We start from the raw sequence: 25,165 nt of genomic DNA, 5'->3' as shown, positions 1-25,165 counted from the left end.
GCCTATGACCCCTAGGCAAATGAATAAATGATTTAGGATTTCACCTGCGCATCCTCGGGCAGTACGGAGAGCCGGTGGGCGGGCGGGTGCTCGATGCCGAGACCGGGGCGCCAGGCCGCGAGGATCTGGGCCGAGGGGTCGAACAACGGCGTCGGCAGCGCCTCGGGGCGGGTCCACTGCCAGGCGCTGATGAGATGGGGTTCGGTCACCTGCGGGCTGCCCGACTCCACCCTGACCAGGGCGGCCATCGTCACCCGGTTGATGCCGCCGACCGCGTCGTGCAGCATCGCGAAGACGGCCATGTCGCGCTCGGCGACCTCCAGGCCCGTCTCCTCGCGGAGCTCCCGCACCGCCGCCGCCGCGATGGACTCGTGCGTCGGATCGACCTTCCCGCCGGGCAGCTCCCAGGTGCCGCTGTGGTGCCGGCCGAGCAGGATGCGCCCCTGCGTGTCCTGCACGATCACGCCCACGCCCAGTGCGGCCTGGGCCAGTGGCGGCCGGGAGTTGCGGGCCGGGATCATCGCCGCGTCGCTGTCCATGTCTGCTCCTCGGAGTGTCGGCGATCGGTGACCGCTACGAGGCGTCGAGCCTACGGGCGGGGCGCGGAGGGCGCCGCCGGACCTTTCCCGGGCGCTGCCCCGGGCGGGGTGGTCACACGGTCAGCCGCAGCGACGTGGGCGAGATGCCGAGCCGTACGGTCTGCCCCCACGTCAGCTCCAGTGCGTCCGCCTCCATGCCGTCACCGAAGACCACCACCCGGTCGGACTCCACGGTCAGCCGCAGCCCCTGCCCGCGGCCCAGCTCGCCCGCGACCAGCGAGGTGCCGGTGACCGGCGACGGCCAGGCCTCCCGGACGAACCAGAGCAGCCGGGAGTCGGTGGGGCCCGGCAGGGTGAGCGGGCTGCGGCGTTCCTGCCATACGGAGCGCAGCCAGCCGGTGGCGCCGGTGCCGGTGCCGACCAGGACGCCGGAGGAGGCCTGCGGTTCGGCGGGGGAGTCCGCAGCGTCCGGGCCGAGCCGGTAGCGAGCCGTCTGGTGCCCCGGCGGACCGAGGTAGATCTCGTTGAGGGCCAGCAGCCGCTGGGTGTCGTCGGCCACCGCCTCGACCATGGTGAGCTCGTCCGCCGCGCCGCCCGGCGTCACGGCGGCGCGCAGCAGCGCGGCCGCGTCGGCGGGCCGGTGGCGGACCAGGACCCCCGGATTGCGTCCGGGATCGGTGTCGATGCCGATCACCGGCTGGCCGGAGAGGTACTTGGCGGCGTTGGCGACCAGGCCGTCCTGGCCGACGACGACCACCACGTCCTCGGGTGCGAACAGGAACCGGTCCAGATCCTGGCGCTCCACCCGGGACTGGCGCCACTGCAGCGGAACGGCCGCCGCCACATCGGCCAGCGCCTGCCTGCTGCGTTCGTGCCGCCGGGCGACCTCCTCGATGGGCCGGCCCCGGCTCGTCAGGAAGAACGCCGCCTGGCCGTGGGTGCCGTGCCGGGCGAGCAACTCCTCGTACTCGGTGGTGCGGTGGACCAGAACCGCTCTCGGGGCCAGGCTCATGCCCGGGTCTCCGGAGCGGGCCTGCCGAGCTTGGTGAGCAGGCCGGTGAGGACGTCGGGCGAGAGGGTGAGGCTGTCGATGCGCGGCAGGTTCTCGGCGAGCCGGGTGGCGGCCAGCGCGTGCAGGGTCGCGGCCTCCACCTCTCCGTGCACCCGAAGCCAGGCCGCCTGGGACTCGGCACGGGCCGCGCCGACCTCACGTGCCGCTTCGGCCTCGGCGCGGGCGAGGCGCACCTTGCGCGCCGCCTCGGCCTCGGCGCGCACGCCGTCGGCCGCCGCGTTCTCCTCGGCCTCGCGCCGGGTGTTGGTGCCGCGCTGCTCGACCAGTTGCTCCTCCCGGCGGGCGAGTTCGATCTGACTGGCGAGCTCGTTCTCGGCGATGGTCCGCTCGCGCTCGACGGCCACGGCCCGCCGTTCGTACGTCGCCCGGTCGGCCTCCTGCTGGATCTGCTCGCGGGCGGGGGTGCGCAGGGCCCGCTCCACCTCGGCCTCGGGCCGGATGGCGACGACGCGTACCGCCACCACCTCGATCCCGGTGGCGGGCAGCCGGGGCTCGTCGGCCAGGCCCGCGGCGACCCGTTCGCGCACGGTGGCGACGCCGTCGACCAGTGCACCGGACAGCGGGGTGCGGGCCAGTACGTCCAGGGTGTGCTGCTGGGCCGTCTCGGTGAGCAGCGTCGCGATCTGCTCCAGCGGTGCACCGCGCCAGACACCGGAGTCCGGGTCGACGGAGAAGTCCAGGCGCGCGGCGGCCTCGGCCGGATCGCTGATGCGGTACGTCACGGTGGCCTGCACCGTGACGTCCTGGAAGTCGGCCGTGCGGGCGTGGAACGCCATGGCCAGTTCGCGGTCGTTGACCGGTACTTCGGAGAGTGCGGCGCTGAGCGACCGGTACCAGAAGCTCAGCCCCGCGCCGTCGTGGGCGAGCACGCCGCGCTTGTGGTGGCGGATGTGAGCCGTGGGCGCGGAGCGCAGATGGCGCCAGCCGAAGCGCCTGGTGATGTCGGCCATGAGAGGACCCCCTTGTTTTCGTCGTTGAGACGATAAAGGGGACCGCTCCATATCGTCAAGGGGACGAGAAGGGGGAGTCGCTCGCGTTGCCGGCGAGTGCCGGCCGAAGGCGGCGCACGAAAACGGGCGGCCGGTGACTTCCGAAGAAGTCACCGGCCGCCCGGATGGTGCGCCGCCCCCGTCCCCACGGTGCGGCGCGGGTGGGCCGTCGTCATCCGCTGGGGCGACGGCCCACGTCTGTCAGGACCCGGACGCCGGGGCGTCCAGGCCGAGTGCGGGAAGGATGGCGCCTTCCACGAAGCGGACGAGGAAGGTCTCATCCGCGTAGGTCCCCTCCAGCAGGGGCCGGGCACGCATCACGCCCAGCAGCTGCGCGGAGACGAACTCCGTGGCGGGGTTGTCCGCCGCCACTTCGCCACGCTCCACGCCGCGCCTGACCATGGCGTCGAGCGCCGCCAGTTCCGGCAGAATCAGCGCTTCGCGCAGCGCGCACAGTAGCTCGGGGCTCTGGAGCGCGGCATGACTGAGGGCCAGCATCAGCGGGGTGTCGCGTCCGGAGCCCTCGCCGATGGCCTTCGCCGCCTCGCGCAGGTCACCCGCCAGTGTGCCCGTGTCGATCCTCGGCAGCAGCCCGCGCCGGGTGCCGTGCAGGGCGGCGACGACCAGCTCCGGTTTGGAGCCCCACTGGCGGTAGAGCGTGGACTTGCCACAGCGGGACCGGGAGGCGACGCCCTCCATGGTGAGTGACTCGTAGCCGCTCTCCCTGAGCATGTCGAGGACGGCCGTGTAGAGCTCCTGTGCCCGCTCCGGCGTGATCTTCGAGCGGCGTGGCGCGGGCGCCGTCTCCTGCTCGGTTTCCTGCGACGACATGCGCGTTCCCTCTCTGCGACTCTGCGACGAGGTCCATCGATACGCCAGTGTACCGATACGCGAGTGTTCCGATACGTTCGCGTATCGGTACACTGGCGTATCGATACGGCATGGACCGGTCCATGCCACTCACACCGCTTCGTCAGCAAAGGGGCACCGGGTGATGCTCGCCGGTAGCAGGCCCGCAGATCAGGAGCCGGACAGTTCTGCCCGACCGCCCCTCGTCCGCGAGCTTCTTCTCGTCGTAGGACTCTTCGTGATCTACAAGTTCGGCCGCCAGGCGGCCAACGGTCACGTCGATGAGGCGTTCCACAACGCCGGACGGGTCTGGGACCTCGAACGCGCCGTGCACCTGCCAGGCGAGGGAGCCGTGCAGGGGCTGCTGCTCCACAACGAGACGCTGATCCACCTGGCGAACGCCTACTACGCGACCGTGCACTTCCCGGCCACCCTGCTCTTCCTCGGCTGGCTGTACTGGCGCCGCCCGAGCCACTACGTCTGGTCGCGGCGCATCCTCGCCGTACTCACCGCCTCCGCACTCGCGCTGCACCTGGTCTTCCCGCTCGCCCCGCCGCGGCTGCTCGCCGAGACCGGGCTGGTGGACACCGGGCAGGTGTACGGGCCGACGGTGTACGGAGCGGCGCCCGCCACCGACTCGATGGCGAACCAGTTCGCGGCGATGCCCTCACTGCACTTCGGCTGGGCGGTCATGGTGGGTGTCGGCCTGGTCGTCGCGACCCGCTCCCGGTGGCGCTGGCTGTGGCTGCTGCACCCGGCGATCACCCTGTTCGTGATAGTCGGCACCGCCAACCACTACTGGCTCGACTCGATCGTGGTGGCCGCACTGCTCTCGGTGGCCCTCGCGGCCCTGCGCCTGCAGCGCACGGAACCGGTCAGGGCGCACATCCCCTGGCCGGCCGCCGCCACCGGCGCCCATGCCACCGGTTCGTACGCCACCCCCGCGCAGGCCAACCGTCGCTCCTCGTCCTACGTCCCGTCCGGAGCCGGACGGTGAACGCCACCCTGATCGCCGTCGCGCTGTCCCTGGTCTCCGCCGCCGCGTACGCGTCGGCCGCGGTGGCGCAGGCGCGGCTCGCCGGGCGCACCGCACCCGGCACCGGGATGCTCCGGCTGCTCGGGCGCGGGGCGTGGTGGTGGGCCGTCGGGCTGAACGCCGGCGGCGCACTGCTCCACGTCGCCGCGTTGAACTACGGCCCGCTCACCCTCGTCCAGCCGCTCGGTGCACTCACCCTGGTCGCCGCCGTCCCGCTGGGCGCCCGTGCGGCCGGACGCCGCGTCTCCACGACCGAGTGGCGCGGCACCCTCCTCACCCTGCTCGGCCTCGGGGCCCTGCTGACGACCGCGGGAGGTTCCGCCCCGCACGAGACCCTCAGCCTGGTCGAGGCGCTGGCCGTGGGTGCCGGAACCATCGCAGTCGTCGCAGGCCTCAGCCGCCCGGGCAGTCGCCCGGGGCTTCGGCACGCGGCGGCCTCCGGTATCACCTCCGGTGTCGCCTCCGCGCTCACCCAGACACTGACCGTCGCCGTCACCGACCACACCACGGGCCCCCTGTTCAGCTGGCGTCTGGTGGTCGTCGCGCTGCTCGTCTCGGCGTTCGCGATCGGCGGGCTGCTGCTCTCCCAGACCGCCTACCGCGGCGGCCTCGGCGCACCGCTGGCCGTCGTCACCCTCGCCAACCCGGTCGCCGCGGCGGCCATCGGCCTGGCCCTGCTGGGGGAGCGCCTGCAGGGCGGGACGATCAGCCTGGTCGCGGCGCTGCTGGGCGCGGCCGCCGCGGTACGCGGAGTGTTCCTGCTCAGCCGCGCGCAGGCCGAGACGGCGCCCGGCGTCAAGGTTGCCGCTGTGGCCGGGCCCGCACCCGCTCCCCCCGTACCGTCGCGGGTGGTCATCAGGACTCCGCGCGCGCTCCGCCCGGAACACGGACACCTCCGCAGGATCAGGGCCGGCCGGTCCTGAAGCGGGTTGCGGAAGGCCGGGGGATTCCCGGCTCGACGGAGCTGCTTGCTGGTGCGCTCGGCGGTGAAGCCGATGCGCGGTCCGCGGACTTCGGCCCCGCTCTCCGCTCACAGCGGATGTGAGTGAGACCCGCTGGAAGTGACCGGCGATCCGGTGGATCGCCGGCCGAACCGATCAGTCGAACCGGTCGGCTCCTGAGTGTTGATCAGTCCACTGACATGGCCGGCGGATCATGTGGGTGCCGGGGTGGGGTGAGAGGTGAAGTCGATCTCACGTCGAGTTGAGACCGAGGAGTTCGGGGTGCCGATCACCGGCGGAGGTGTGGAGCCGGGCCCCGCTCGGCCCCCGACGGGCCGGGCGTCGTGCCTCCGACGCCCGCGGAACACCGCTGACGCGGCAGCGGTGGAAGAGAAGGTGCTCCTGCCGCGCGACATCCTGCCGTCTCACGTAGTCAAGAGGGGTATGCACGGCGATCACGGAACAAGAGAACAGGCGGGGGCCGAGTGAAATCAGCACAGGAGGATCAGTACCTGGAGTTCGTGGCCGCGAGGGCGAAGGCGCTGTACCGCTCGGCGTACGTCCTCGCGGCGGGCGACACGCATCTTGCCGAGGACCTGGTCCAGGAGACCCTCAGCCGGGTGTACGTGCACTGGAAGCGGGTGGCCAGAGCGGACAGTCCGGCGGCCTACGCCCAGACGGTTCTGGTCCGCACCTCCCTCACCCTGCGGCGTCGGCGAAGCACCGGCGAGCGTCCCATCGGGAACATGCCCGACAGCGCGGCGGCCGGCCCGGACGCCGCACTGCGGCTCACCCTGCTGGACGCGCTCGGCCAACTGCCGCCCCGGGACAGGGCGGTGCTGCTGCTGCGCTACTGGGAGGACCGCAGCATCGAGGAGACCGCCCAGATGCTCAAGCTGAGCAGCAGCGCGGTCCGATCCCAGGGCACCCGGGCACTCAACAGGGTGCGCGCGCTGCTCGGCGACAGCCTGTCCGACCTGGTTCCACACTGAACGCCGGTGCACACAGGTCGAACTCACCGCAGAATCCCCATCAGCGACAGAAAAGGTGACGCCAGCATGCCGTTCGAAGCAGACCTCGCACACGCCCTGGATCGCACGACCGACTCCCTCGACCCCGATCTCACCGCGCTCACGAGCGGAGCCGTCGAGCGCGGGCGGAGCCGCAGCCGACGTCGGCGCAGCACCGGCCTCATCGCCGGGGTCGGAGCCTGCGCCGCGATCGCGGCTGCCGGCCTGGTGCTCCCCGGCGTGCTCGCTGGGACTCGCTCCGCAGGATCCGACATGGAAACGGTGGCGCTGGCGGTGCCCCGTTCTTCGATCACCGGCACCCAGATGATCGACGCTGTGAAGAAGACGTTCCCCGGGAGCCGGTTCGGCAAGGAGGACGGACAGAGCAACGACCCCTCGAATCCGTCCGGCGGGTGGGTCGCCAACGGCGGAGTGGACCTCAACGACGGGCACGGCGCCGCCAACGTCGGTGTCTCGGCCCTGCGGCTCAAGCTGCCGCTCAGGGACGGCGAAGGGCTGAACTGCGACTATACGGCCGGGCGTGCTGAGGCCGGCGACACCTGCGAGCTGAGCGAGCTGCCGAGCAGCGCGGCGCTTCCCGGCGGAGCCCTGGTGATGTCGGAGAAGATCGCGGAGAGGCAGCCGATTGGTGCCGACCCCGTCCCCGACTCCGACATCGCCTACCGCTGGACGACGACGGTGACCCTGAAGTCGACCGGCGCCCAGCTTCAGATGGTGCAGTGGAACACCGCCGGCGACCTCGGTAGCGGAAACAGGCCGAAGCCGACCCGTGACGCCCCCCCGCTCTCCCAGAAGCAGGCGGTGGCCGCACTCGCCGGTCCCACCTGGGCGCCGATCCTCGGTGCCGTCGGCTGACCCGTTGCACTTGCCGAAAGTGAGGGCAGAACGCCCATGACCTGCTGCGCCGGCAGGTCATGGAGGTTCTGGTCGGTGCCGTCGTCGGCGCCACAGGCCGGACGCGGTGGCGGCGTCTGCCTGCTGGCTGTCGGGCCCTGCCGCCCTGGCTCACCTGCGGTCGGCGATACCTGATGACAAGCGTCGCCGCGCCCTCCCCGCCGGCCTGGTCCTGCCTCGGCGTGGGCACACCCGGCCGGCTCCTGATGGCGAGTACTGGCCCTGGGCGTGCGCGGGGGCCAGGTTGCAACGCAGCTCGAACGAGCCTGCTGCGCGCAGGAGTTCACCGACGGTGTGGACGCCCAATCCGAGGCGGATCAGCAGGACCGCGCTCCAGGCGGGCAGGCCGGAGGCGAGGAACGATCTTTGACTGGCTCGCGGAGATCCGACGGATGCGCAGTGGGAGTGCTCTGAACGGGGCGCCGACGCCGGCCCCGAGTTGGGCCGAGGCCGCCGAGCTACGGGGAGCTCTGGCGGACCGGCCCAACTCACGCGCAAAAGCACCGCATTTGGTGGCAGGAAAGCTACCGGTTACGCCTTGCGGGCTACGGCGCACCACATGGGCAGGGTGTCGTCCGGGGTGTCGGACGGGCCCGGACGCCAGCGAGTCAGCGTGACCACCCCCGGTTCCAGGATTTCCAGGCCATCGCAGAAGCGATGCACCTCCGCATGGGTGCGCGGCGTGGCCGAGGCGTGGTTGGCGGCGCGCTCGTTGTAGATCCGCATCGATTCCGCAACCTCGGGAGCGGTGACGTCGGCGGCCGGATGCGACAGCACGAGGTGACTGCCCGGGGCAAGGCGGTCCAGCAGCCGGCGAGTGATGTCCCAGGGGTCCTCGGCGTCCTTGATGTACTGAAGGACCGCCACGAGCATGAGACCGACCGGCTGGTCGAGATCCAGGTTCCGGGAGGCCGCTTCGAGGATCGTGTCCACGTCCCGCACATCGGCCTGCACGTAGTCGGTCTGCCCCTCGGGACCGCTGACCAGGAGCGCCCGCGCGTGGGAGAGCACGATCGGGTCGTTGTCGACGTAGACGACACGGGATTCGGGGGCGGCCTGTTGCGCCACCTCGTGGGTGTTCGCCGCGGCGGGAATCCCCGTACCGATGTCGAGGAACTGACGGACCCCGACCCCCGCCAGGTGACGTACGGCGCGGCCGAGGAAGGCGCGGTTGGCCCGGACCGACGGGACGATCGTCGGGTTCGCCCGGGCGGCCAGCTCTGCCGCCTCCTGATCCACCGGATAGTGGTCCTTCCCGCCCAGCCAGACGTTGTACACACGCGCTGGATGCGCGTTCGCGGGGTGCGGTGCGGACAGCGTGTTCTCATTCATTGTTTTGTCCCCTCGTGCGGCCGCCACAGCCAGCTCGAACTCAAGTCCGGACACGGTACCTCCATGATCCGCCGCCCCTTGCAGCCAGCCCATGTCCCGTGGCCCGCCCAGGGTTTCGGACCAGTGCGCCCGGACGGCCGGACGCTGCGCCCAGCCACGCGTTGTGCGAGTGGCCCGATGCGTTCGCGTACGGCGGACGGCGAGTCAACGCGCCTGGCGGGTAGGTGACTTGCCGCCTGCGCCGCGGGCGCCGCAAGGCCTGCCCGGGGCTGCCGGTGGTGGGCGGGCCAGCGGGAGGCCGATGCGCCTCGGCCGTTCCAGGACTGCCGTCCACGCCGCAATCCCAGGAACAACTCCTGCTCCGCCTGCCCGGCCTACTCCGGCTCGGGCGCCTCCGGGACGGCGTCATCGGCCAGCGCGCGGGTCAGCCAGCCGATCCAGAAGTTCTCCAGATCGATGCCGCCCCGCAGTACCAGATGCCGCAGCCGGTCCTGCGCCGCGGTGCGCTCCGGCGGAAAGTCCTGCTCCTCGATCGCCAGATACTCCGCGAGCTGCCGTCGGTGCAGCGCCAGATGCCGGCGCAGCTCGGTGTCCAGGCCGGGTGCGCCGACGACCGCCGCCGCCCGCATCCGCAGCAGCAGCGGGTCACGGACCTGTTTCGGGTCCTCCGGTCGGGCCACCCAGACGGACAGCGCCTCGCGGCCCGCCGGCAGTACCTCGTACTCCTTCTTCTGCCCCCGGGCGGGCTGCGCCGGCACGAGGGCCCTGATCTGCCCGGCCTGCTCCAGCTTTCCCAGCTCGCGGTAGATCTGCTGGTGCGTGGCCGACCAGAAGTAGCCGATCGACCGGTCGAACCTGCGGGTCAGCTCCAGCCCCGACGAAGGCTTTTCGAGCAGGGCGGTGAGGATCGCGTGCGGGAGTGACATGGGTTGCATCCTAGGTCCTGTTTCTCGGATCTCCTGACCTGCGAGGGGTGTTGGGGCCAGGCTGGGTTCATGGGCCGTGGGGATCTGACGAATGCGGAGTGGGATCGGCTGGAGTCGTTCCTACCTCCTGGTGGTACGCGTGGAGGTCGGTGGAGCGATCACCGCCGGGTGATCAACGGGGTTCTCTACCGGGTGCGGACCGGCGTGCAGTGGCGGGATCTGCCGGAGCGATTCGGGCCATGGGAGACGGTCTATAAACGACATCGTCGCTGGTCAGCCGATGGAACCTGGCAGATGCTGCTGTCTCGCATCCAGGTAGCCGAGGACGCCGAGGGCGGCATCGACTGGGACGTGTCGGTGGACTCGACAGCCGTGCGAGCCCACCAGCACGCCGCCGGTGCGAGGAAAGCGCCCCCGGCCGCCGTCCCTCAAAGGGGGGCCAAGTGGGGGACGAACCAGGTCGATCCGGTACTGCGGAGACTGACCATCCGCCTGGAGGAGGTGGTCAGGTCGGCGAATGTCTGGGACGTTCCCGCGGAGGATTCACCACCAAGATCCACCTCGTTGCCGAGGGACGATGCCGGCCCCTCGCCTTCGTCCTGACACCCGGACACTACGGAGACGGACCCCAGCTCGAGCGGGTGCTGGAACAGGTTCTGGTGCCGCGAGCCGGAGTCGGCCGGCCACGCACCCGGCCCGACCATGTCTTGGCGGACAAGGCCTACACGTCCCGGAAGAACCGCCGCTACCTGCGACGACGCGGAATCCGGCACACCATCCCCGAACGTCTCGACCAGCAGAGACACCGCAAGAACCGAGGTTCACGCGGCGGTCGGCCTACCGGTTTCGACAGCGAGCTCTACAAGAAGCGCAACACCGTCGAACGCACCATCAACCGCCTCAAAGGCTTCCGCGCCGTCGCGACCCGCTACGAGAAACGCGCCTACATCTACCTCGGCACCGTCACACTCGCAGCACTCATGATCTGGCTCCGTACATGATCCGAGAAACAGGACCTAAGGACGGCCCGGCCGGGCGGCCCCACGACTCGGGCCGCGGGCCGCGGGCCGCGGGCCCGCACCGCCGAGGGGCGCCCGGTCAGAGCGAGGCGGCGAGTTCCGTGCCCTGGCGGATCGCCCTCTTGGCGTCCAGCTCGGCCGCGACGTCCGCGCCGCCGATCAGATGTGCGGGACGGCCCGCGGCGAGCAGCTCCTCGTAGAGGTCCCGTCGGGGTTCCTGACCCGCGCAGAGCACCACGGTGTCCACCGGCAGCAGATGCTGCTCGCCGTCGACCGTGACATGCAAGCCGTCGTCGTCGATCAGGTCGTAACCCACGCCCGCCAGCATCGTGACGCCGCGGTGCCGGAGTTCGGTGCGGTGGATCCATCCCGTCGTCCTGCCGAGCCCCGCGCCGACCTTGCTCGCCTTGCGCTGGAGCAGGTGGACCGTGCGCGGTGACTCCGGGCGCTCGGCGGTGCCCAGCCCGCCCCGCTCCCGGTACTCGGTGTCGACGCCCCACTGCCGGAAGAACGCCTCGGGGTCCAGGCTCGCGCCGTCCCCGCCGTCGGTCAGGTACTCGGCCACGTCGAAACCGATCCCGCCCGCCCCGACGAGGGCGACCCGGTCGCCGACCGGCGCCCCGTGGCGCAGTACGTCGAGGTAGCTGACCACACTGGGGTGGCCGATGCCCGGGATCGCGGGGGTGCGGGGGGTGACCCCGGTGGCCAGGACGATCTCGTCGAAGCCGTCGAGCTGCCCCGCGGTGGCCGGGGCGCCGAGCCGGAGCCCGACCTTCTCCTCCGCCAGCCGGGTGCGGAAGTAGCGCAGCGTCTCGTTGAACTCCTCCTTGCCGGGCACCCGGCGCGCCACATTGAGCTGCCCGCCGATCTCGTCGGCCGCGTCGAAGAGCGTCACCTCGTGACCGCGCTCGGCCGCCGTCACCGCACAGGCGAGCCCGGCGGGACCGGCGCCGACGACCGCGACCCGCTTGCGGGTCCTCGTCGGTGACAGCGTGAGCTCCGTCTCGTGGCAGGCCCGCGGATTGACCAGACAGGAGGTGACCTGCCCGCTGAAGATGTGGTCCAGGCAGGCCTGGTTGCAGCCGATGCACGTGTTGATGGCATCCGAGCGGCCCTCGCTCGCCTTCACGACGAAGTCCGGGTCGGCGAGGAACGGCCGGGCCATCGACACCATGTCCGCGCGCCCCGCCGCCAGGATCTCCTCGGCGACCTCCGGGGTATTGATCCGGTTGCTCGTCACCAGCGGTACGGAGACGGCGCCGCGCACCTTCTCGGTGACCCAGGTGAAGGCGCCTCGCGGCACCGACGTCGCGATCGTGGGGATACGGGCCTCGTGCCAGCCGATGCCGGTATTGATGATCGTCGCCCCGGCCGCCTCGATCTCCCGGGCGAGCCGCACGACCTCCTCCAGCGACGATCCGCCGGGCACCAGGTCCAGCATCGAGAGCCGGTAGATCAGAATGAAGTCGCTGCCGACCCGCTCCCGGACCCGGCGCACGATCTCGACGGGGAAGCGGATGCGGTTCTCGTACGAGCCGCCCCAGCGGTCGTCGCGGAGGTTGGTCGCCGCGGCGATGAACTCATTGATCAAGTAGCCCTCGGAGCCCATGATCTCGACGCCGTCGTACCCGGCGAGCTGCGCCAGCGCGGCCGCCGCCACGAAGTCCTCGATGGTCGACTCGACCTCGTCGTCGCTGAGCGCGTGCGGGGTGAACGCGCTGATCGGAGCCTGGACCGCGCTCGGCGCCACCAGGCCGGGGTGATGGGCGTAGCGCCCGAAATGCAGTATCTGCATGGCGATCCGGCCACCGGCCGCGTGTACGGCCGAGGTGACCTGCGCATGCTGTGCCGCCTCCGCCTCGGTGGTCATCTTGGCGCCGCCGGGGAACGTGCAGCCGCGTTCGTTCGGGGAGATGCCGCCGGTGACCATGAGTCCCACGCCGCCCCGGGCGCGGGCGGCGTAGAACGCGGCCATGCGCTCGAAGCCGTGCTCGACCTCCTCCAGGCCGATGTGCATCGATCCCATCAGGACCCGGTTCGGGAGGGTGGTGAACCCGAGGTCGAGCGGGCTCAGCAGATGCGGGTACGGGCTCATGCGGCGGCTCCTCGCGCAGTGTCGTTGAGCCAGTTCTAGACCACCGAAACGCCATTATGCAACAAGTTGCACAATGGCGTACGTCGCACTGTGCCACGCGTCACGCCCTGCCCGGCCAAGCCCGGACGGCGTAACAACGTGACCCGCCGGAACGCGGCGGCGCGGAGAGTGGACACGTAGCGCACCGCACCCCAGGCCCTTCGTTCGCAGCGGGCCCCGAAACCTTCCGGAGACCCCATGGGCATCGTGAACCGTCGTGACCTCGGCCTGCTTCTCCTGCGTGTCGGCACCGGCGCGGTGCTGGCCGCGCACGGCACTCAGAAACTGGCCGGCTGGTTCGGCGGCGGAGGCATCGAGGGCACCGCCCGCGCGATGGAGGCCATGGGCTTCCGTCCGCCGAAGCACAGCGCGGTCGCGGCCGGACTCGGCGAGGCCGGCGGTGGCCTGCTGCTGGCCCTGGGCCTCGCCACGCCGGCGGCCGGCGCGGCGGCGGCCGGCGCCATGGCGGGAGCCGTGGCCGTCCACGCGCCCGCCGGATTCTTCGCACAGGGCGGCGGCTACGAGTATCCGGCCTTCCTCGGCTTCACCGCTGCCGCGATCGGACTGACCGGCCCCGGCCGCTACTCCGTCGACCACGCCACCTGCCACGCGTTCAACCAGCCCTGGACGGTGGCTCTGGCCTTCGCGGGCGGTGCGGTGGCGGCCGCTGCCGTCGTCGGTAAGCGGGCCAAGGGGCAGGTCTCGGATCCCGGCGAATCCTGATCCGGCGGGATCCCCCGTCGGCCGGCTCGGTCAGCTTCGCGATCTCCAGCGGCCGCCCTTCGCCGCCGCGACCAGCGCGGGTACCGTGGCGAGTTTGACCCGCGGGCGACCCTGCTCGCGGCCCCCGGCCAGTTCGGCCCGGTCGATGGCCGCCAGCCCCCGGGCATCGACGACGTCGCGGCCGCGGCTCCGGGCGAGGCGGTGGAATGCCTTGGGCGGGGGCGCGGGGGAGGGCAGCACGCCCGCGACCGCGTCGTCCAGGAGCGTGCCGACGGTCTCGGCGGCGCAGGTGCGGTTGGCCCCGATGCCGCCCGACGGGCCACGCTTGATCCAGCCGGCGACGTACGTCGCCGACAGGCCCGTCACCCGGCCGCCCTCGTGCGGGACGGTTCCGGTCGACGCGTCGAAGGGCAGCCCCGGCACCGGCAGGCCGCGGTATCCGATCGCCCGCAGGAACAGACCCGCCGGTATCTCCTGCTCGCCCTCGCCGGCCGTCACCCGCACGGCTTCGACGTGGTCGTGGCCGAGCACCTCCACCGGGGCCGAGTGGAAGCGGAAGACGATGCGCCGTCCCGCGGCCGGAGGCAGCGACCAGTCGACCGCCTCCCGGGGCGTGTCCCGCAGCAGCGCGGCCTTCTCGCCCGGTGCCGCACCGTCGATCGTCGTACCGGTCCTCGGGTCGTGGTCGTCGACGACCAGGTCCACGCCCGGCAGATGTGTGAGGGCGAGCAGTTCGGAGGCGGTGCAGGCCAAGTGCCCGGGTCCGCGCCGTCCCAGCAGCACGACCTCGCGCACCTTCGAGTCCCGCAGGGCCGTCAGCGCGTGATCGGCGATGTCCGTGTCCGCCAGCGCGGCCGGATCGGTGACGAGGATGCGTGCGACGTCGAGAGCGACGTTGCCGTTCCCCGCGACGACCACCCGCTCCGCGGTCAGGGCGACGGTCTCCGGCGGGGCTTCGGGGTGCGCGTTGTACCAGGACACGAACGAGGTGGCCGAGATGCTGGCCGGCAGGTCCTCGCCCGGTACGCCGAGCCGCCGGTCGGCGCGGGCGCCGACCGCGTAGATCACCGCGTCATGGTGTGCGGCGAGCTCCTGCGCGGTGAGGTCCCTGCCCACCTCGACGCCCAGGGCCATCCGCACCCGAGGATGCGAGTGGAAGCGTGCGAACGCCTCGCCGGCCTTTTTCGTGGCGGGGTGGTCGGGCGCGACGCCGTACCGGACGAGGCCGCCGGCCACCGGCAGCCGGTCGACCAGTGTCACCTCGGCGTTGGTGTGCAGCAGCAGGTCCTCGGCGGCGTACATCCCGGCGGGTCCGGTGCCGACGACCGCCACCCGGATCGGCGCGAAGCCGGACGGCAGGCTGCGCGGGAACGAGGGCTCGTCCCAGGCGTGGAAGTTCGGTCCGGCGACCGGCTCCGGCTCCCGGCCCTCGAAGTAGGCGGCGTTGATCGCGGCGTACTCCCTCTGCGCCCCGAAGAGGCTGTCGACCGGGAAGACCGCGTCGACCGGGCAGGCATCCGCGCAGGCGCCGCAGTCGATACAGGTCGCCGGGTCGACGTAGAGCATCTCGGTGCTGCCGAAGGCCCGTTCCCCGGGCGTCGGGTGAATGCAGTTGACGGGGCACACGGCGACACAGGTGGCGTCGCCGCAGCAGGTCTGGGTGATGGCGTAGGTCATCTCGTCAGCTCGCGTCGGTGGGCTCGGGTCAGATCAGTGAGGCACGCTTGTAGAAGAACAGGGCCGGTTTGGTGAGGAGCCTGGCCGAGGCGAGGAACTCCATCAGGCCCGAACAGCTGGACCGCATGAGGGACTTGTGGTGCTCGTTGGTCCCGGCCTCGGCGCGGGCACGCTCGCCGTCCAGCCCGGCGTTCGCGTAGACGTCCCGGTTCACCATGCTGGTGACGATGTAGTACGAGGCGATCGCGACCACGAGGGAGTTGATGTGCCGGCGTACCGGACCCGCGTCCCGCAGGCGCCTGCGGGTCTCGTCACGGGCGAACTTCATGTGCCGTGACTCCTCGACCACATGGATGTTGTTGATGGTGCGGACGAACGGCGCGACCCGCTCGTCCCGCATCCAGTCGCGCTGCATCACGTCGAGCACCTCCTCGGCGACGAGGATCGCGGCGTACGCGGCCTCGCCGAAGGCAAGGGTCTTGAAGGCCCTGCCCAGTTCGACCACAGCACGGTGCGGCCGGTAGGCCGGGGCGCCGAGTTTCGCGGCGCCCCGGGCGAACATGATGGAGTGCCGGCACTCGTCGGCGACCTCCGTGAGCGCCCACTGGAACCGAGGATCGGTCGGGTCCTTGGCGTACATGTCGCGCAGCACCATCTGCTGCAGGATCATCTCGAACCAGATGCCCGTGCCGGCGACGGACGCGGCCTCCTGGCGGGTCAGCGCCTTGCGCTGGGCTTCGGTCAACTCCTGCCAGTACGCGGTCCCGTAGAGCGTGCTCCACTCGGGACTGGCGCCGTGGTGGTCCGTGTTCAGGGGGGTGTTCCAGTCCACCTCGGTGGCCGGGTCGTACGACAGCTTCGCGGCCGAGTCGAGCAGACGCCGGGCGACGTCCTGCCCGGCTGGCCGCTCCTGGTTCCGGTCCTCCGGCCGAACAGTGCTGCTTGCCATGCTGCGGCTCCTTGAATCGAGAGAGATCGACCCGACGCCGCCCGGCCGGTGTCTCATCCCGTGCCCACTCGATGAGACAGATGGCTGCCGAACGCCGCCCTCGCTTGTTAGACGTCACGTCTAGCAAGCTGTTAGACGGAAGGTATAGCAAGAGGAGGCGAGGGCCTACCCCCGCGCAGGAAATCCGTACGGTCTCTCCACGGGTCTCTCCACGGTGCGACAGTGCCACGGCCGCAACTCCGCCCGGCCGTAAGGGTGGCCGGGCGCCCGGGGTGGCCGGGGTGGCCGGATGGCCGGGTGCCCGGGTGGGCGAATCGGTGGCCGGGGAGGGGGTGATTTCTTCACGCGCCGAAGGCCTGAAAGCTCGCGGCACACTTCACGGGGGCGAAATGCACCCGTTCAGGTGAATCCTGATGGTTCTTTCGTGCAGGGCTGATTGTCGGCCGGATAGTACAGGGGTGGCCGGAGTCCCGAGTTCGGATCGGGCCGGTAAATGCGGTGACCGATCATTCATCAATTCCTGTTGTGTCACCCGGCAAGGTGTGGCCAAAAGAAAGGCGGCGGGACTGTGCGTGCAGAGGCGACCAATCGGGTCAGGCTTGTCTTCTCCCTGTTCGACGCCAATGGCAATGGCGCTATCGAAGCCGACGACTTCGAAATCATGGCAAGCCGTGTCGTCGAGGCGGCACCCGATTCCGATGACGCCGCGAAGAACGCGATGCTGGCCGCCTTCCGGCGGTACTGGTCGACCTTGGACGCTGAACTGGACACCGACGGCGACGGCAGGATCACCTTCGACGAGTACGCCGCCTGCGTACTGTCACCCGAGCGCTTCGACCTGACGATCAGCGACTTCGCCGAGTCGCTCGCCGCGCTTGGCGACCCGGACGGGGACGGACTCATCGAGCGGCCCCTCTTCATGGCACTGATGACAGCGATCGGTTTCGGGCGCCCGAACATCGACGCTCTGTTCGACGCCTTCGAACCCTCGGAATCCGATCGGATCGAGGTGACGACCTGGGTCGTCGGAATCAAGGACTACTACAGCCCGGATAAGGTGGGTATTCCCGGTGACCACCTCGTGGGGAGCGCGACAGTCTGAAACGCGGGCCCCTCAGTCAGAGGAGTCCGGTGGATCACCGCACCGCACTCGTCCGGAATCGGCTCCTCAGGACCTGGCATTCGCATTTCTCGCTGTTCCTGGTCTCAACTCGTCTCAAGGAGGGCATGTGGCCGGCGCGGCGCATCGGAACACCGGGGTGGAAGGCGTGGACGGGGGCGTCGGCCTGACCGCTCTCCTGGTCGCCGCGGCACGGGCGATCGAGACCAACCGCCACGACCCCCTCGCACGGGACGTCTACGCGGAGCACTTCGTGCTCGCCGCACCGGCGTCCGCGGGCTGGCCGGTCCGCATGCAACAGGTTCCGGACGGGGAGGCGAACCCGCTGTGGGGGCGATTCGCACGCTACTTCGGCCTGCGGACGAGGGTCTTCGACGACTTCCTCCTGCGGTCGGTGCGCGAGGACGCCCGCCAAGTGGTACTGCTCGGGGCCGGGTTGGATGCGAGGGCGTTCCGACTCGACTGGCCTCCGGACTGCGTGATCTTCGAGATCGACAGGGAAGGCGTGCTGGCGTTCAAGCACGAGGTGCTCGACGGGCTGTCGGCCGCCCCGAAAGCGGCGCGCGTACCGATCCCGGTCGATCTGCGCGCCGACTGGGTCGGAGCGCTGACCGACGCCGGCTTCGACACGGCCGCACCGAGTGTCTGGCTGGCCGAGGGGCTGCTGTTCTACTTGCCCAACACTGCCGAGACCTACCTCATCGACACGGTGGACCGGTTGAGTGCGGGAGGAAGCACTCTGACGTTCGAGGTCAAACTCGACAAGGACTTGCTGGAATACCGCGACAGCCCGCTTTACACCTCGACGACACAGCAGATCGGCATCGACCTGCTCGCGCTGTTCGACAGAGAGCCACGGCCCGACTCCGCCGGCGATCTGGCGGGCAAGGGCTGGTCCACCAAGGTCCACACCCCCTTCGACTTCACTCGCCACCACGGACGCGGCCCACTGCCCGAGCAGAACGACGCCCTGGCGGGCAATCGGTGGGTGTTCGCGAACAAGCCCCGGCTGTAACCCCGCCCTCAGGCGCCCCGGTGCGCCTCCTGGACCCTTCCCCTAAGGAACCAGGACCGGTTTGACCACACGGCCCGCGTCGCAGTCTCGCTCGGCCTCGTTGATGTCGACGAGCGGGTACCTCCGGATCAGTTGATCGAAGGGGAACCGTCCGGCCTGCCACAGCCCGGTCAGCCTCGGGATCAACAGTCGCGGCACCGCGTCCCCCTCGCAGATGTGGGAAATCCTCCGGCCCCGGTCGAGTGCCCCCGGTTCGATCGGCAGTGCGGTGCGGAGCCGTGCCACCAACCCGAGATGGCCGGTCGGGCGCAGGGCCCGGAGTGCTTCGTTGATCAGCGGGGCGGAGCCCGTGGTGTCCAGCGCGTACTGTGCGCCGCCGTCGGTCCGGACCTGGATGCGGTCGGCCAGCCCGGCCGATCCGGCGCGCAGCGGGATCGCGCCGAAGCACTCGGCGAGGGCCAGCCGTTCGGGGAACCGGTCGACGGCCACGGTCACCGCCCCGGCGGCGGTGGCCGCCATCACCGCGGCCAGACCCACCGCTCCCGCACCGAAGACCGCGAGGGTGTCGCCGGGACCGACACCGAAGGAGTTGAGGACTGCTCCGGCGCCGGTGAGGAAGCCGCAGCCGAGTGGTCCGAGCAGTTCGAGGGGCAGCGAGGGGTCGACCCGTACGGCATTGCGGGCCGCGACCATCGCGTACTCGGCGAACGACGACTGGCCGAACCACCGCGGGGCCAGTTCGCCCCCGGCCGCGTCCCTGAACCGCGCCGCGTGCTCCGTACGCCCTCCGAAGAGGTTGAGCGAGGCGAATGAGTCGCAGTAGGCGGGGGCCGCACCCATGCAGGTCCGGCAGTGTCCGCAGGAGTCGAAGCCCAGCACGACATGGTCGCCGATGCTCAGGCCGGTGTCAGGGCCGCCCGTCTCCACCACCACCCCGGCACCCTCGTGGCCGAGCACCGCCGGCAGCGGTGAGCGACCCGCTGAGTGCCGGACCGCGAGATCGGTCCGGCACATTCCGCAGCCCGCGATCCTGACCAGGATCTCGCCCTCGGCCGGGCCGGCGTTCAGGATCACCTCCTCGACTGCGAACGGGCTCTCGTACGAGCGCAGTACCGCCGCGTCGAACCGCATCGTCACGCCTCCTGCGGACGATGCACGACGAACGGCCTGAGGTTTCCGTAGAGCCCCCACGGCCCGCCCGCGACGCCGACCCCGCTCTCCTTGATGCCCGCGAAGGGCTGGGCGAGGGACAGTTCGGCGTGGTGGTTGATCCACGCCGTCCCGCACTCCAGCCGGTCGGCCACCGCCTCGGCCCGGTCGAGGTCGGTCCCCCATACCGACCCGCCCAGCCCGAACCCGGTGTCGTTGGCCGCCTCGACGGCTTCGTCGAGGCTTGTGTACGGGAGCACCGGCAGGACCGGACCGAACTGCTCCTCCGTCACCACCGGGCTGTCGGGCGGGACATCGGACAGGACCGTCGGGGCGAAGAAGTAGCCGGGCCGGTCCAGCCGGTGGCCGCCGGAGACGGCTCGGCCGCCGTCCGCCAGGGCCTGGGCCGTGCAGCGCTCGACCCGGGCCAGTTGGGGGGCGTTGTTGACCGGTCCCAGCTGTGTGTCCGGGGCGAGTCCGGCCCCCACGACGACGGTCTTCGCGTGCTGCGCGAGGGCCTCGACCACGCGGGAGTAGAGCCGGGCCGGGGCGTAGACGCGCTTGACCGCCATGCAGACCTGCCCGCAGTTGCGGAACGCCGCCCAGAACAGCCGTTCCGCGATCCGTTCCACATCCACGTCGTCCAGCAGGATCGCGGCGTCGTTGCCGCCCAGTTCCAGCGTGACCCGGGCGAGCGAGGCCGCCGCGCCCTCGGCGACGGCCCGCCCAGTGGGAATCGAACCCGTGAAGGTCACATGGCGGATTCCCGGATGGGACGCGAGGCGGGCGCCGAGGGGTTCGCGACCGGTGACGATGGTCAGTACGCCCTCGGGGAGGGCGCTGGAGACGACGGATGCCAGCAGCCGGGTGGCGAGGGGCGTGAACGGGGACGGCTTGAGCACCACCGTGTTGCCTGCGGCGAGCGCGGGCGCGAACTTCGCCGACGCGAGTTGGAGGGGAAAGTTCCACGGGACGATAGCGGCGACCGGCCCGAGGGGACGCCAGCGGATCTCGCTGCGTACCGGCCGGCCGTCCGTGATCGGCCGGGGCCCGGGGGCCGGCTCGGCGAAGTAGCGCAGACGGGCCGCCGTGCGGGCGATCTCCGCGTACGACTCGGCCAGGGGCTTGCCCTGTTCACGGGTGAGCAGCGGAGCGATTCCGGCCCCGGCGGCCTCCACGGCGTCGGCTGCCGCGAGCAGTGCGGTGGCGCGCGCGACGGGGTCGGCCCGCCAGCTTCGCCAGGCCTCGTGGGCTCGTCCGACGACGCCGTCCAACTCGTCCGGCTGCTGGTCGGGGGAGTCGTCGAACGCCTCGCCCGTTGCCGGATCGACGACGGCGAAGCGCCCGCCGCGGATACCGGGCGCGCGACGGGGCTGACAATTCGGCATCCCGGCGGTCAGCTCGTCGTCGTGGCAGCGGCGGGCTCCCGGGCATGGCGGTCCATCTCTGCCCGGAAGGCGGCCACCAGCTGCGGCCGAATCCTTCCGGTGTTGCGGTCGCCTCCCTCGCAGACCGCCCCGCGCACCCCCACGATGTCGGTGCCGATACGGGTCAGCGCGCCGAGGTCCACCGCCTTGACGCTGCCCGCGAGGGCGGCGAGCAGACCGGCCTCGTGGGCCAGCCGGACGAACTCCGCGCAGACGTCTGGCGGAAGGTGGTCGAACAGCCGTGTCCCGTCCTTGACCGCGGTGTCGAGCATGGCCGCGTCGGAGCCGGAGCGGCGGGCGATGTCGGGCAGCGCGAGCGGGTTGACGCAGCCGACCCGGTGGGCGTCGGCATACCCGGAGGCGACGACGAACGCGTCCGGCCGATAGTCCTTCACCGCCCGGACGACCCCTCGCATGACGTCCACTGCCTGCTCGGGTGTCGTGCATCCGTAGAGGCCGACCTTGATGTACGTGGCTCCGGAGACAGCCGCACCGAGTGCCGCCTGGGCCACCGTGCCGGGCTTGTACGGTACGTCGCCCACGGTGGCGGACACCGGTTTGTCCGCCGGCACCGCGTCGCGGATCTCCCGGATGACCCACGGGAAGTTCGCGCCGAGTGATCCCTCATCGGGCTTCTTTACATCGACGATGTCGAGGTGCTCCGCCGCCTTCGCGCAGTCGAGGGCCTCCTCGACGCCGTCCGGGGAGATGAGAAGCAACAATGTGGATTCCTTCCACCGCAGGCCCGCCTGCTGAGGGGCAGGCGGGCGGAGCCGCTTGGATCACTTGCCGTCCGCTCATCATGGCCGCGGGCCGTGGTCACCGGCAGGGCGTGCGGAGTCAGAACGGGTCACTGCCCCGGCTTGTTCACGCGCCGCAGTCCGCCGTCCACGCCGGTCCGAGCCACGGTGCGAAGGTGTGCCCGCTGCCGCAAGGGCTGTCGCGCACATGGCCTTCGACACTCACAGCGGCTGTCCCATGACCGTGCGGGCCGTGTCGAGGAAGGCCAGTCTGTTGTCCTCCAAGTAGTCGCGCACGTTTTCGCCGTCGGGCAAGCCTTCCCACACAATGAGGTTGAGGTTGAGGTCGAGGGAGTACTTGCGTGCCGCGTCGTGCACGGCCGGTGGAAGTCTTCGTCGTCGATGAGTTCGTTGAGCTTCACCCGCGCGTGGACCTGTGCGGGGGAGGGGGCATCGGCGTGGACCGCTGCGACTTCTGCCGCCGAGACCTTGCGGTCCAGCACCCGCGGGATGGTGGCGCGTCCAACAGCCACGGATGTTGCCACCTCGGCCTGTGGGTCAACCGAGGTGTCGGCGTGAGGGTCAGAGTGATTCGATCCAGGACGCGAAGTCCTCGGACTCGACTTCGAAGCTTTCAGGACCCAGATCGCCCAGGTCCGAGGAGAGCACGGCGGAGCCCGGATCGTCTGCGCGCAGGAGAAAACCGCGGCCCCCACTGTTGTCGCCGATGAGGACGAAACCCGGTGCGTACTGCGCGACTTCGTAGGTGGTGTTGCGCTCGCCGATGCACCCGGCCGAGTAGACGCTCACACCGGCATCAGTCAGCAGGCCGTCCGTCACGTTCCACAGCGCGACCAGCGGAGCCGGCAGGCTCAGCGCAATCTCGGCCCGAGCTCGCGCCACATCAGCCGACGTGGCAGCCGTCGGCCTGGAGACCGGATCCGGCATGTCGATGTCACTCCTCCGCTCCGCAGGACTCACAGCCCCGGTAACCCGAATCGGCCTGGGCTGCCACGACCAGCACGGGAACGGACACTGCCACCAGGGACGCTCCCGAGCAAGCACTGCCACCCGCCCGGGATTGCGAGACGGCCGTTGGATCCGGGAGTGCTCCAACGATGCGCACCAGGTTCAGGCCGAAGGCCTAATGCTTGGTCATATGTGCAGGTCAGAGGCATGATTGGCTGGCCTGGACTAGCTGGCCGGCTCGGTACCCACGACGGTGTCCGCGGTTCGTCCATCTGGCGCAGTTCGGCCGGCTGCGGCCGATCGTTGGTCAGGCATGACAGGACACGAGCATGACGACTCCGTCGGGGACCGCGCGTCCACGCTCTACGAGGACGCGCGCGGACTTCGCTGGGTTCTCGCGAGCAGGGAGGCAGCCTTCATGAACCGCATGGGGATCGGGTTCGACTGTGACCCCGGCCCTGCTCCTGCCGCCGCTGCTTATGCGGCCCGCCCGGAACAGTCATCGACCGGCAGATGACCCGGCCGAACCAAGGCCTGTGCCCTCCCCTGCTTCACTCGTTTGGGTCAGCCGATCTGGGCAGAACGAACGGCGCCCCGCTGGAAGCGGACGGATTCGTTCGGCGGCTTCCAGCCACGCAGTGAAGCGCAGCATGGCCGGTGAAACCGACAGCCCCGATCTGCGCCCATTGCGACGCGGAGCGTGAACTGGAGGAACAGCGGCTGCAGGTCGAAGATCTGGAACGGTGCCAGGCAGAAGCCGTCCGTCCCTGTGATGGGGTGCGCTGATCCTTGCCGTCGCTGCCGTCGTCCTGCCGGCTCACCATTCCGCGAATTTCTTCACACGGGCCGGAACGAGGCGGACCGCCGGCTGTGCCATGCACGGGCCCCCCTCCGGTGAATCGCCGCTGAGCGGGGGCGCGCACCAGGCGGATGCCCGAGCCACCAGCGCCAGGAGTCACCCCGTGCGTGAGATGCGTACGGTTCCGGCGGCTGTGATGATCGATGGTATGCCGCCGGGCAGGGCCCGGGCGGCTTGTGAGGAGGTTGTGCCATGACCGGGCGTACAGCGAGCACACCGGAGCAGCAACTGTCCCCACAAGAACGCGCCGCCCGCGGCAAGGCGGCGCGGACCCGCACACCACGCTCCAGCCACGGTGACTACGCGCCGTCCGAGCTGCGAGCAAACCCGGTGGACACCATCGAGAAGCAGTCGGCCACCCGGCTCAAGGAACTGGTTCCGATCCGCTACGGACGGATGTCAGAGTCTCCGTTCCGCTTCTACCGCGGTGCCGCCGCGATCATGGCCGGTGACCTGGCCACCACTCCGGATGCGGGCCTGCGGGTCCAACTGTGCGGCGACGCGCACATGCTCAACTTCCGGCTGCTGGCATCACCCGAACGCAGCCTGCTCTTCGACATCAACGACTTCGACGAAACCCTGCCCGGACCTTGGGAGTGGGACCTCAAGCGGCTGGCCACCAGCCTGGCCATCGCCGGACGGGAGAACGGCTTCACCGACGCCGAGCGCACAACGATCGTCCGGTCCGCCGTGCGGTCCTACCGTGAGCGGATGCGCGGCCTCGCCGGCATGCACAACCTCGACGTGTGGTACGCGAAGGTCGATTTTGAACAACTGCGGGCCCTGGCATCCGACCGCCTGCCGCGGCGGGAAAGCAAGCGGGTGTCCGCCGCCATGGCCAAGGCGCGCACACGCGACAACCTCCAGGCGTTCGAGAAGCTGACCGAGGTCGTCGACGGGAAACGGCGGATCGCCTCCTCACCACCCACCGTCGAGCGGGCCGCCGACCTGCTGCCTGATCTCGAACGAACCCAGATGGAGGACATGTTCCGCGATCTGGTGGACCGGTACGGGAGAAGCCTTTCTGCCGACCGGGAGCATTTGCTGCGGCAGTTCACCATGGTCGACATGGCACGCAAAGTGGTCGGTGTCGGGAGTGTCGGCACACGCTGCTGGATCATCCTGCTGCTCGGTCGGGACGGCGAGGATCCGCTGTTCCTGCAGGCCAAAGAGGCCGATGAGTCGGTACTTGCCGCGTACGCCGGCGCGAGCGAATACCCCACCCAGGGGCAGCGGGTCGTCGCGGGACAGCGGCTGATGCAAGCGGCCAGTGACATCTTTCTCGGTTGGGAGCATCTCCATGCACCCGACGGTCAGGAACGGGACTTCTACGTCCGGCAGCTGCGTGACTGGAAGGGCATCGCCGACCCCTCGCGCCAGGGGCCGCGCACGATGGAGGCATTCGGCGAGGTTTGCGGTGCGACGCTCGCCAGGGCTCATGCCCGGTCCGGTGACCGGATCGCCATCGCCGCCTACCTCGGTCGCGCCGATGTCTTCGACCAAGCTGTGGCGCGGTTCGCCGAGAGCTACGCCGACCAGAACGAACGCGACCACCAGGCATTGCTCGACTCGGTCAGGGCGGGCCGGGTAAGTGCCCAGGCAGAGTGAGGCGCTGCAGCACTCGCCAAGCAGGGCTTGCGGCACGCTCGATCGAGATGTGCGGTACTGCGGATTCAGGGCTCCCGTCGCGAGTCCGCGTGTGGGAACGTGCGGTTGATGCCGAAGGCCTCGATCGCCCGCGGACGCGAGTGGGCCGAGCGAGTGATCGCGTACAC

23 protein-coding genes are annotated in these 25,165 nt (G+C 70.6%); 9 read left to right on the top strand and 14 right to left on the bottom strand.

Translation table 11 applies throughout. The features are described from left to right. Positions 1 to 32: 32 nt before the first annotated feature. The 4 genes from OG322_RS02225 to OG322_RS02210 form a co-directional block, all read right to left on the bottom strand. Positions 33 to 539, bottom strand: a complete 507-nt coding sequence (locus tag OG322_RS02225; RefSeq protein WP_123464709.1) for a nucleotide triphosphate diphosphatase NUDT15 — start codon at positions 537 to 539, stop codon at positions 33 to 35. Positions 540 to 651: 112 nt separating this feature from the next. Then, a complete protein-coding gene (locus OG322_RS02220) occupies positions 652 to 1,551 on the bottom strand; it encodes an NAD(+)/NADH kinase (RefSeq protein ID WP_123464711.1) in 900 nt (299 codons plus the stop codon). Beyond that, the gene (locus OG322_RS02215) at positions 1,548 to 2,561 is read right to left on the bottom strand and encodes an SPFH domain-containing protein (RefSeq protein ID WP_123464713.1); all 1,014 of its coding nucleotides are present in this window, start codon (positions 2,559 to 2,561) and stop codon (positions 1,548 to 1,550) included. The genes OG322_RS02220 and OG322_RS02215 overlap by 4 nt, the downstream gene beginning before the upstream one ends. A 240-nt stretch (positions 2,562 to 2,801) precedes the next feature. Continuing rightward, positions 2,802 to 3,431 carry a TetR/AcrR family transcriptional regulator gene (locus OG322_RS02210; protein WP_123464715.1) on the bottom strand — a complete coding sequence of 210 codons (630 nt, stop codon included), beginning with the start codon at positions 3,429 to 3,431 and terminating at the stop codon, positions 2,802 to 2,804. 163 nt (positions 3,432 to 3,594) lie between these two features. Here OG322_RS02210 and OG322_RS02205 point away from each other — a divergent pair, with 163 nt between their 5' ends. The 4 genes from OG322_RS02205 to OG322_RS02190 all read left to right on the top strand — a co-directional run bounded on the left by OG322_RS02205 (position 3,595) and on the right by OG322_RS02190 (position 7,312). Continuing rightward, entirely contained in the window at positions 3,595 to 4,446 is an 852-nt protein-coding gene (locus tag OG322_RS02205; RefSeq protein WP_443066520.1) for a phosphatase PAP2 family protein, read from the top strand. Further along, a complete protein-coding gene (locus OG322_RS02200; protein WP_123464720.1) occupies positions 4,443 to 5,408 on the top strand; it encodes a hypothetical protein in 966 nt (321 codons plus the stop codon). The genes OG322_RS02205 and OG322_RS02200 overlap by 4 nt, the downstream gene beginning before the upstream one ends. A gap of 503 nt (positions 5,409 to 5,911) precedes the next feature. After that, a complete protein-coding gene (locus OG322_RS02195; RefSeq protein ID WP_123464722.1) occupies positions 5,912 to 6,418 on the top strand; it encodes a SigE family RNA polymerase sigma factor in 507 nt (168 codons plus the stop codon). Between the two features lie 66 nt (positions 6,419 to 6,484). Beyond that, positions 6,485 to 7,312, top strand: coding sequence for a hypothetical protein (locus OG322_RS02190; RefSeq protein ID WP_329305958.1), 828 nt, complete (start codon positions 6,485 to 6,487; stop codon positions 7,310 to 7,312). Between the two features lie 570 nt (positions 7,313 to 7,882). Here OG322_RS02190 and OG322_RS02185 read toward each other — a convergent pair. Both OG322_RS02185 and OG322_RS02180 read right to left on the bottom strand, forming a co-directional pair. Continuing rightward, entirely contained in the window at positions 7,883 to 8,683 is an 801-nt protein-coding gene (locus tag OG322_RS02185) for an SAM-dependent methyltransferase (RefSeq protein WP_123464726.1), read from the bottom strand. Between the two features lie 374 nt (positions 8,684 to 9,057). Then, on the bottom strand, positions 9,058 to 9,609 hold the full coding sequence (locus OG322_RS02180) for a PadR family transcriptional regulator (RefSeq protein ID WP_329305957.1): 552 nt from the start codon (positions 9,607 to 9,609) through the stop codon (positions 9,058 to 9,060). A 69-nt stretch (positions 9,610 to 9,678) separates the two neighbouring features. On the opposite strand from OG322_RS02180, the gene OG322_RS02175 reads away from it, so the two are divergent. Continuing rightward, positions 9,679 to 10,610 (top strand): IS5 family transposase gene (locus tag OG322_RS02175; protein ID WP_266411293.1). Its coding sequence is split into 2 segments (ribosomal slippage): positions 9,679 to 10,026 and positions 10,029 to 10,610, totalling 930 coding nucleotides; the frame shifts between segments, so codons are not numbered across the junction. Positions 10,611 to 10,707: 97 nt separating this feature from the next. Here the strand turns inward: OG322_RS02175 and OG322_RS02170 are convergent. Next, entirely contained in the window at positions 10,708 to 12,723 is a 2,016-nt protein-coding gene (locus OG322_RS02170) for an NADPH-dependent 2,4-dienoyl-CoA reductase (protein WP_329305956.1), read from the bottom strand. Positions 12,724 to 12,960: 237 nt separating this feature from the next. Here OG322_RS02170 and OG322_RS02165 point away from each other — a divergent pair, with 237 nt between their 5' ends. After that, entirely contained in the window at positions 12,961 to 13,485 is a 525-nt protein-coding gene (locus tag OG322_RS02165) for a DoxX family protein (RefSeq protein WP_123464732.1), read from the top strand. A 30-nt stretch (positions 13,486 to 13,515) separates the two neighbouring features. Here OG322_RS02165 and OG322_RS02160 read toward each other — a convergent pair whose 3' ends face one another. Together OG322_RS02160 and OG322_RS02155 are read right to left on the bottom strand one after the other, a co-directional pair. Beyond that, positions 13,516 to 15,162, bottom strand: coding sequence for an FAD-dependent oxidoreductase (locus OG322_RS02160; protein ID WP_329305955.1), 1,647 nt, complete (start codon positions 15,160 to 15,162; stop codon positions 13,516 to 13,518). A 28-nt stretch (positions 15,163 to 15,190) separates the two neighbouring features. Then, positions 15,191 to 16,111, bottom strand: a complete 921-nt coding sequence (locus OG322_RS02155; protein ID WP_123464736.1) for an AurF N-oxygenase family protein — start codon at positions 16,109 to 16,111, stop codon at positions 15,191 to 15,193. 568 nt (positions 16,112 to 16,679) lie between these two features. Here OG322_RS02155 and OG322_RS02150 point away from each other — a divergent pair. Both OG322_RS02150 and OG322_RS02145 read left to right on the top strand, forming a co-directional pair. Further along, on the top strand, positions 16,680 to 17,213 hold the full coding sequence (locus tag OG322_RS02150; RefSeq protein WP_329305954.1) for an EF-hand domain-containing protein: 534 nt from the start codon (positions 16,680 to 16,682) through the stop codon (positions 17,211 to 17,213). Between the two features lie 127 nt (positions 17,214 to 17,340). Then, a complete protein-coding gene (locus tag OG322_RS02145; protein WP_123464740.1) occupies positions 17,341 to 18,246 on the top strand; it encodes a class I SAM-dependent methyltransferase in 906 nt (301 codons plus the stop codon). 42 nt (positions 18,247 to 18,288) lie between these two features. Here OG322_RS02145 and OG322_RS02140 read toward each other — a convergent pair whose 3' ends face one another. The 5 genes from OG322_RS02140 to OG322_RS02120 form a co-directional block, all read right to left on the bottom strand. After that, positions 18,289 to 19,377 (bottom strand): alcohol dehydrogenase catalytic domain-containing protein, encoded by a 1,089-nt coding sequence (locus OG322_RS02140; RefSeq protein WP_123464742.1) that lies wholly within the window; start codon positions 19,375 to 19,377, stop codon positions 18,289 to 18,291. 2 nt (positions 19,378 to 19,379) lie between these two features. Continuing rightward, positions 19,380 to 20,783 carry an aldehyde dehydrogenase family protein gene (locus OG322_RS02135; RefSeq protein WP_124285768.1) on the bottom strand — a complete coding sequence of 468 codons (1,404 nt, stop codon included), beginning with the start codon at positions 20,781 to 20,783 and terminating at the stop codon, positions 19,380 to 19,382. Positions 20,784 to 20,791: 8 nt separating this feature from the next. Further along, positions 20,792 to 21,544: a (5-formylfuran-3-yl)methyl phosphate synthase gene (locus tag OG322_RS02130; protein ID WP_124285769.1), complete on the bottom strand. Its 753-nt coding sequence runs from the start codon at positions 21,542 to 21,544 to the stop codon at positions 20,792 to 20,794. A gap of 240 nt (positions 21,545 to 21,784) precedes the next feature. Then, positions 21,785 to 21,940 (bottom strand): hypothetical protein, encoded by a 156-nt coding sequence (locus tag OG322_RS02125; RefSeq protein WP_443066519.1) that lies wholly within the window; start codon positions 21,938 to 21,940, stop codon positions 21,785 to 21,787. A 204-nt stretch (positions 21,941 to 22,144) separates the two neighbouring features. Further along, a complete protein-coding gene (locus OG322_RS02120) occupies positions 22,145 to 22,510 on the bottom strand; it encodes an SMI1/KNR4 family protein (protein ID WP_241200316.1) in 366 nt (121 codons plus the stop codon). A gap of 1,072 nt (positions 22,511 to 23,582) precedes the next feature. On the opposite strand from OG322_RS02120, the gene OG322_RS02115 reads away from it, so the two are divergent. Next, entirely contained in the window at positions 23,583 to 24,998 is a 1,416-nt protein-coding gene (locus OG322_RS02115; protein ID WP_329305953.1) for a DUF2252 domain-containing protein, read from the top strand. The last annotated feature ends 167 nt before the right edge of the window (positions 24,999 to 25,165 follow it).

It is taken from the genome of Streptomyces sp. NBC_01260 (genome assembly GCF_036226405.1).
GTDB lineage: Bacteria > Actinomycetota > Actinomycetes > Streptomycetales > Streptomycetaceae > Streptomyces > Streptomyces laculatispora.
Note: the sequence above shows the minus strand (reverse complement) of the source record. Positions and strands in the feature narration are given on the sequence as shown.